This window comes from Rhizobium sp. SEMIA 4085 (genome assembly GCF_013004495.1).
GTDB classification, from domain to species: domain Bacteria; phylum Pseudomonadota; class Alphaproteobacteria; order Rhizobiales; family Rhizobiaceae; genus Rhizobium; species Rhizobium gallicum.
Genome location: NZ_JABEPH010000346.1, coordinates 1 through 6,503, shown reverse-complemented (window position 1 = coordinate 6,503; position 6,503 = coordinate 1). Strand labels below are relative to the sequence as shown.

Here is a 6,503-nt window from a genome sequence, read left to right as displayed (position 1 = left end):
TGGCCGTCTCGTAGTTGCTTCGCGTGCCGCATATTACTCACATAACTTTTATTTTTACGTCTACGTCTCGTCGTAGAGCGTGGGCATTTTGTGGTTTTGTTGTTTTTTTTTCAAGCAAAAGACGGCATACTAGCTGCGCAGGAGTCTCGTGTGCTCGAGTATGTGTATAAGAGACAGCAGGACGTTTGCGCCATCGTGATTCTCGACCGCACGGCGACCGCCCTCCATGAGCGGACGGTCGGCAAACGGTTTCACCATGTCGGTAATGACCGCTTCGACGTGGCCGAAGAGATACCAGAGCAGCGAAAGCGGATGCACGGCGAAATCGTCAAGCGCGCCGTAACCTGAAGACAGTTCACTCTTCCAATAGAAAAAGCCCTCCGGATCCGCCATGAAATCCTCATCCATCTCGACGCGGATGTGGTTGACGGCGCCAATCGCAGCCTCACCGATCAGCGTCTTGATGTGCCGCATGACCGGGTTCTGGATATAGTTGTATCCAAGAACGGCTACCTTGCCGGAAGCCCTCGCCGCTTTCAGCATGTGCTCCGCATCGGCATAGGCTGGAGCCATCGGCTTTTCGCACCACACATGTTTTCCGGCCTGAAGCGCCGCGATTGCCATTTCGGCATGGAACTGGTTCGGTGTGGTAACGGAGACGACGTCGACTTGCGGATCGGCAATCAGCGCTTTCCAGTCGGACGTCGCCTTTTCGAAGCCGAATTCGGCGGCGCGCGATTTGGCGAGGTCTGCGTTGGCTTCGGCGAGATGCACGAGCCTTGGACGCTCGACATCACCGAACACAGCCTTCACCGCATTCCAGGCCAGCGCGTGGCACTTGCCCATATAACCGGTGCCGATCAAACCGATGCCGAGTGGTTTCATTTTCCGTACACTCCACTATGTCCGGGGTGATTTTTGGAATATTTGGACCGTTTTGACAAGGGCGACACGGATGCATCATTTGCGTCAGGCGATGCCGAATATTGTTCAAAATCCGTGATTCCAAGGGAAATAAAAACAGTTAGAATCAAAAAGCGAAATCATTTATGCTTTTCAATATGGAATATTTGTTTCATTCTGTGGGCCGCCTGCATGGATAACGACACCAAGAGAGTTGTACGCGTGCCCCGCGATTTCGAAAGCCTGCGCAGCACGATCATCGAGCGCAAGGCAAGCATGCCGAAGCGGTTGGCCCAGGTCGCCGCCTTTGCGCTCGGCAATCCGGACGAGATTGCCTTCGGCACGACGGCGAGCATTGCGGCAGCTTCGGACGTCCAGCCGTCGACGCTGGTGCGGCTCGCCCGTCACCTCGGCTATGAGGGCTTCTCCGATCTCCAGAGTATTTTCCGCGAGCGGCTGCGCGACCGGACACTGAGCTACGAGGAGCGCCTTGCCACGCTGGAGCAATCCGAAGGTGACGAAGATGCCAATCTGCTTTCAGGGTTCATCGCCGCGGCCACCCAATCCATCAACCGCATGGCGGCGACCGTCGAGACGGAGACCTTCACCAGGGCCGTCGATATCCTGGCGGCGGCGGACACCATATATCTTATAGCGAAACGCCGCTCCTATCCGCTCACGGCGCATATGACATATGCCCTTTCGAAACTTGGCATCCGCCACCAGATCGTCGCTTCGCCGAATGGGGTCGATCTGGAGATGGTGCAGTTCGCAACGCCAAAGGATGCGGCGATCGCCGCCAGCTTCTCGCCCTACGCTGCCGACAGCCTCAGCCAGGCCGAAGGGTTGGCCGATCGCGGCGTGCCGGTCGTCGCGATCACCGATTCGGCTTTCTCACCGCTTGCGGCCCGTGCCGCCTGCTGGTTCGAGGTTGCCGAAGCCGACTTTGCCGGCTTCCGCTCGCTTTCCGCCTCCATGGCGCTGGTGATGGCGCTGCCGGTGGCGATCGCCGAGCGTCGGCGCAAACTGCACCATCCCAAGACCGCAAAAGAGAAAATGGAATAAATATTCCGAATTGACAAAAACTCGGAACCAATGTTTCATTATTCAAAATCTGCAGGCGGCAATGTCCTGCAGGAATCTAGCGGGAGGACATCATGGCACAATCGAATCCGGATCTGCAGCCCGAGCCATCTCTTGATGTAATCACCATCGGCCGCTCTTCCGTCGATCTCTATGGCCAGCAGATCGGTTCGCGGCTGGAGGACATCGGCTCGTTCGCCAAATCCGTCGGCGGCTGCCCGGCCAATATCGCTATCGGCACGGCGCGCCTCGGCCTCAAGTCCGGCCTGATCACCCGCGTCGGCAACGAACAGATGGGCCGCTTCATCATCGAGCAGTCGGCGCGCGAAGGTGTGGAAACTAAGGGTATCCGGACAGACAACGAACGGCTGACGGCGCTCGTGCTGCTTGCGGTGGAGGCAGAAGGCGTTTCGCCGATGATCTTCTATCGCTCGGACTGCGCCGACATGGCGCTCGACGAAGGCGATATCGACGAGGACTTCATCCAGTCGTCACGCGCCGTTCTCGTGTCCGGCACACATTTCTCGCGACCGAACACCGAGGCTGCGCAGCGAAAGGCGATCCGGATCGCCAAAGCGAATGGCCGCAAGGTGATCTTCGACATAGACTACCGTCCAAATCTCTGGGGGCTTGCCGGCCATGCCGAAGGCTTCGAGCGCTATGTGAAGTCCGACCGCGTCTCTTCGAAGATGAAGGAGACGCTGCCGGATTGCGACCTCATCGTCGGCACCGAGGAGGAAATCCTGATCGCCTCCGGCGCGGATGACGTGCTCGGCGCACTCAAGGAAATCCGCCGCCTCTCGCCGGCAACGATCGTGCTGAAGCGCGGCGCGATGGGCTGCATCGTCTACGACGGACCGATTGCCGACGATCTGGAAGCAGGCATCATCGGCCAGGGCTTCCCGATCGAGGTCTTCAACGTGCTCGGCGCCGGCGACGCCTTCATGTCCGGCTTCCTGCGCGGCTGGCTGAAGGACGAGCCGCTGAAGACCTGCGCCACCTGGGCCAATGCATGCGGCGCCTTTGCCGTCTCCCGCCTGCTCTGCTCGCCGGAATATCCGACCTGGGCGGAGCTCGATTTCTTCCTGAAGAACGGCAGCGAGCACCGCGCGCTACGCAAGGACGAGGCGATCAACCACATTCACTGGGCGTCGACGCGCAAGGGCGATATTCCGCTTTTGATGGCGCTCGCCATCGACCATCGGTCACAACTCACCAGCGTTTGCGACGAACTGGGCGTCGACTACAAGAAGATCGTCGCCTTCAAGCGGCTGGCCGTCGAAGCGGCCGCGCGCGTTGCCGGCGGCCGTGTCGGCTACGGCATGCTGATTGACGAGCGGTTCGGCCGTGACGCCTTCTTCGATGCGGCGAGCAGGAATTTCTCTTGGATCGGACGGCCGGTCGAACTGCCGGGTTCGAAGCCACTGCGCTTCGAGTTCAGCCAGGATATCGGCTCGCAGCTTGTCGAATGGCCGCTCAACCACTGCATCAAGTGCCTGTGCTTCTATCATCCAGATGATCCGACCGATCTAAAGAAAAAGCAGCAGGAGAAGCTGCGCACACTCTTCGAGGCCGCGCGCAAGGTCGGCCGCGAACTGCTGGTGGAAATCATCGCCAGCAAGAACGGCCCGCTGACAAACGACACGATCTCGACGGCGATGGAAGAGCTTTACGCGCTCGGTATCAAGCCGGACTGGTGGAAGCTGGAGCCGCAGGCCTCGACGGCTGCCTGGAGGAAGATCGACGCCGTGATCGCAAGGAACGATCCCTGGTGCCGCGGTATCGTGCTGCTCGGGCTGGAGGCGCCGGCCGAAGAGCTCGTGAAGGGTTTCGAGGCAACGCTTGCCGCCCCTTCGGTAAAAGGCTTTGCCGTTGGCCGCACCATTTTTGCCGATGCGGCGCGCGCCTGGCTCTCCGGCAACATGAATGACGAGGAAGCAATCGCCGACATGGCCGGACGCTTCCGCCGACTGACCGAGGCCTGGTTGAAAACCCGCGGCCTGCATTAATTAAGAGCATTTGGGAGGTGCCCGATGGGCAAGACGATCCGATTGACGATGGCGCAGGCGGTTGCGCATTTCCTGAAGAAGCAGATGACTGTCGTCGACGGCAAGAAGGTGCCGATCTTCGGCGGCGTCTGGGCGATCTTCGGCCACGGCAATGTCGCCGGCATCGGCGAAGCGCTCTATCAGGTGCGCGGCGAACTGCCGACCTATCGCGCACATAACGAACAGGGCATGGCGCATGCGGCGATCGCCTATGCAAAGGCAAGCTTCCGCCAGCGGTTCATGGCCTGCACGACCTCGATCGGCCCGGGCGCATTGAATATGGTGACGGCAGCCGGCGTCGCACATGTCAACCGCATCCCGGTGCTCCTCCTGCCCGGCGATGTCTTTGCCAACCGCGCGCCCGATCCGGTGCTGCAGCAGATCGAGGACTGGGGCGACGGCACGGTTTCGGCCAACGACGCCTTTCGCGCGGTCTCGCGCTACTTCGACCGCATTACCCGCCCCGAGCAGATCATCACCGCGCTGAAGCGCGCCATGCAGGTCTTGACCGATCCGCTGGACTGCGGCCCGGTGACGCTTTCCCTCTGCCAGGACGTCCAGGCGGAAGCCTTCGACTATCCGGAGAACCTCTTCGAAGAAAAGGTCTGGACGATACGCCGTCCGCAGCCGGACGCCGATGAACTGGCCTCGGCGATCACGCTGATCAAATCCGCCCAAAAGCCGGTGATCATCTCCGGCGGCGGCGTGCTCTATTCACAGGCGACGCAGGAACTTGAAGCCTTCGTCGAGGCTCACGGCATTCCCGTCGTCGTCAGCCAGGCCGGCAAATCCTCGATCGACGAGCGCCACCCCCTGGCGCTCGGCTCCGTCGGCGTCACCGGCACTTCGGCTGCCAACGCCATTGCCGAGGAAACCGATCTCATCATCGCCGTCGGCACCCGCTGCCAGGACTTCACGACCGGCTCCTGGGCGCTGTTCAAGAACGACAAGCTGAAGATCCTCGGCCTCAACATCGCCGCCTACGATGCCTACAAGCATGACGGTCAGCCGCTGATCGCCGACGCCCGCGAAGGCCTGAAGGCGCTGTCGAAAGGGCTTGGTGGCTGGAAGGCACCGGCGGCACTCACCGAAAGGGCGACGAAGGAAAAGAATGTCTGGACGGATGCTGCCAACAAGGCGATGGCTTCCACCAATGCCGCCCTGCCATCTGATGCGCAGGTGATCGGCGCGGTGACGCGCTCGATCGAACTGGATAAGGCGATCGGCCTTTGCGCCGCAGGCGGCCTGCCGGGCGAGATGCACAAGCTGTGGCCAGCAACAGCCCCCGGCAGCTACCACATGGAATACGGCTTCTCCTGCATGGGTTACGAGGTCGCCGGCGGCCTCGGCGCCAAGATGGCCAACCCCGATAAGGAGGTTTTCGTTCTCGTCGGTGACGGCTCCTATATGATGCTGAACTCCGAGCTCGCAACCTCGGTGATGATGGGCATCAAGGTGAACGTCGTCCTGCTCGACAACCGCGGCTACGGCTGCATCAACCGCCTGCAGATGGAAACGGGCGGTGCGAACTTCAACAACCTGCTGAAGGACTCCTACCACCAGGTGATGCCGGAAATCGACTTCCGGGCGCATGCCGAGAGCATGGGCGCCATCGCGGTCAAGGTTTCTTCGATTGCCGAACTGGAGAGGGCGATTGCCGATTCGAAGAAGAACGACCGTACCTCGGTCTTCGTCATCGATACCGACCCGCTGATCACGACAGAAGCCGGCGGTCACTGGTGGGATGTCGCCGTTCCTGAGGTCAGCCCGCGCGAACAGGTCAACAAGGCGCGCAAGAGCTATGTCGAAGCGCGCAAGCATCAACGCTAAATCACATATCCGGAGACAATGATGATCCGCTACGGGACCAACCCCATCGCCTGGAGCAATGACGACGACCGCACGATCGGCGCGCATTTGACGCTCGAGGACTGCCTCAGCGATTGCGAGAAGATCGGCTTCGACGGCATCGAGAAGGGCCACAAGATGCCGTCCGACGGCCACGAACTGAAGAAAGTGCTCGCCGCGCACAAGCTCGTCTTCGTATCCGGTTGGCACTCGCTGAACCTGCTCGACCACAGTGTCGAGGACGAGAAACAAGCGATCCAGCCGCATCTCGACATGCTCAAGGCCAATGATTGCAAGGTGTGCATCGTCTGCGAAACGTCGAACGCCATCCACGGCAACGACAGCAAGGCTCTCGCCGACAAGCCGGCTCTCGCCGACGATCAGTGGAAGAAGTTCGGCGCCGATATCGAGGCGATCGCGCAATATTGCGCCGATCAGGGGATCGATCTCGTCTATCATCACCATATGGGCACGGTCGTGCAGACAGGCGCCGAGATCGACAAGCTGATGGAGAATACCGGCCCGGCAACGAAGCTGCTGCTCGACACGGGACATGCCTGGTTCGGCGGCAGCGATCCCGTGGACGTCGCGAAGAAGTCCATGCACCGCGTCCGCCATATC

General features: G+C 60.6%; 4 protein-coding genes and 1 pseudogene. 4 read left to right on the top strand and 1 reads right to left on the bottom strand.

Annotation, left to right across the window (positions count from 1 at the left end; translation table 11 throughout):
* Positions 1 to 174: 174 nt before the first annotated feature.
* Positions 175 to 885: pseudogene (locus C9413_RS25875) on the bottom strand (Gfo/Idh/MocA family oxidoreductase); the annotation flags it as partial.
* 210 nt (positions 886 to 1,095) lie between these two features.
* On the opposite strand from C9413_RS25875, the gene C9413_RS25870 reads away from it, so the two are divergent.
* The 4 genes from C9413_RS25870 to C9413_RS25855 form a co-directional block, all read left to right on the top strand.
* A complete protein-coding gene (locus C9413_RS25870) occupies positions 1,096 to 1,968 on the top strand; it encodes a MurR/RpiR family transcriptional regulator (protein WP_039844403.1) in 873 nt (290 codons plus the stop codon).
* Between the two features lie 92 nt (positions 1,969 to 2,060).
* Positions 2,061 to 3,995 carry a 5-dehydro-2-deoxygluconokinase gene (gene iolC, locus C9413_RS25865; protein WP_039844402.1) on the top strand — a complete coding sequence of 645 codons (1,935 nt, stop codon included), beginning with the start codon at positions 2,061 to 2,063 and terminating at the stop codon, positions 3,993 to 3,995.
* A gap of 24 nt (positions 3,996 to 4,019) precedes the next feature.
* A complete protein-coding gene (gene iolD / locus C9413_RS25860; protein ID WP_039844401.1) occupies positions 4,020 to 5,864 on the top strand; it encodes a 3D-(3,5/4)-trihydroxycyclohexane-1,2-dione acylhydrolase (decyclizing) in 1,845 nt (614 codons plus the stop codon).
* A 21-nt stretch (positions 5,865 to 5,885) separates the two neighbouring features.
* Positions 5,886 to 6,503, top strand: a 618-nt coding sequence (locus tag C9413_RS25855) for a TIM barrel protein (RefSeq protein ID WP_170251089.1), incomplete at its 3' end; no start/stop codon positions are given.

Excerpts from the sequence above, each read along its gene's own strand:
- iolD (WP_039844401.1), top strand. The coding sequence starts at position 4,020 with ATGGGCAAGACGATCCGATTGACGATGGCGCAGGCGGTTGCGCATTTC.
- iolC (WP_039844402.1), top strand. The coding sequence starts at position 2,061 with ATGGCACAATCGAATCCGGATCTGCAGCCCGAGCCATCTCTTGATGTA.
- C9413_RS25870 (WP_039844403.1), top strand. The coding sequence starts at position 1,096 with ATGGATAACGACACCAAGAGAGTTGTACGCGTGCCCCGCGATTTCGAA.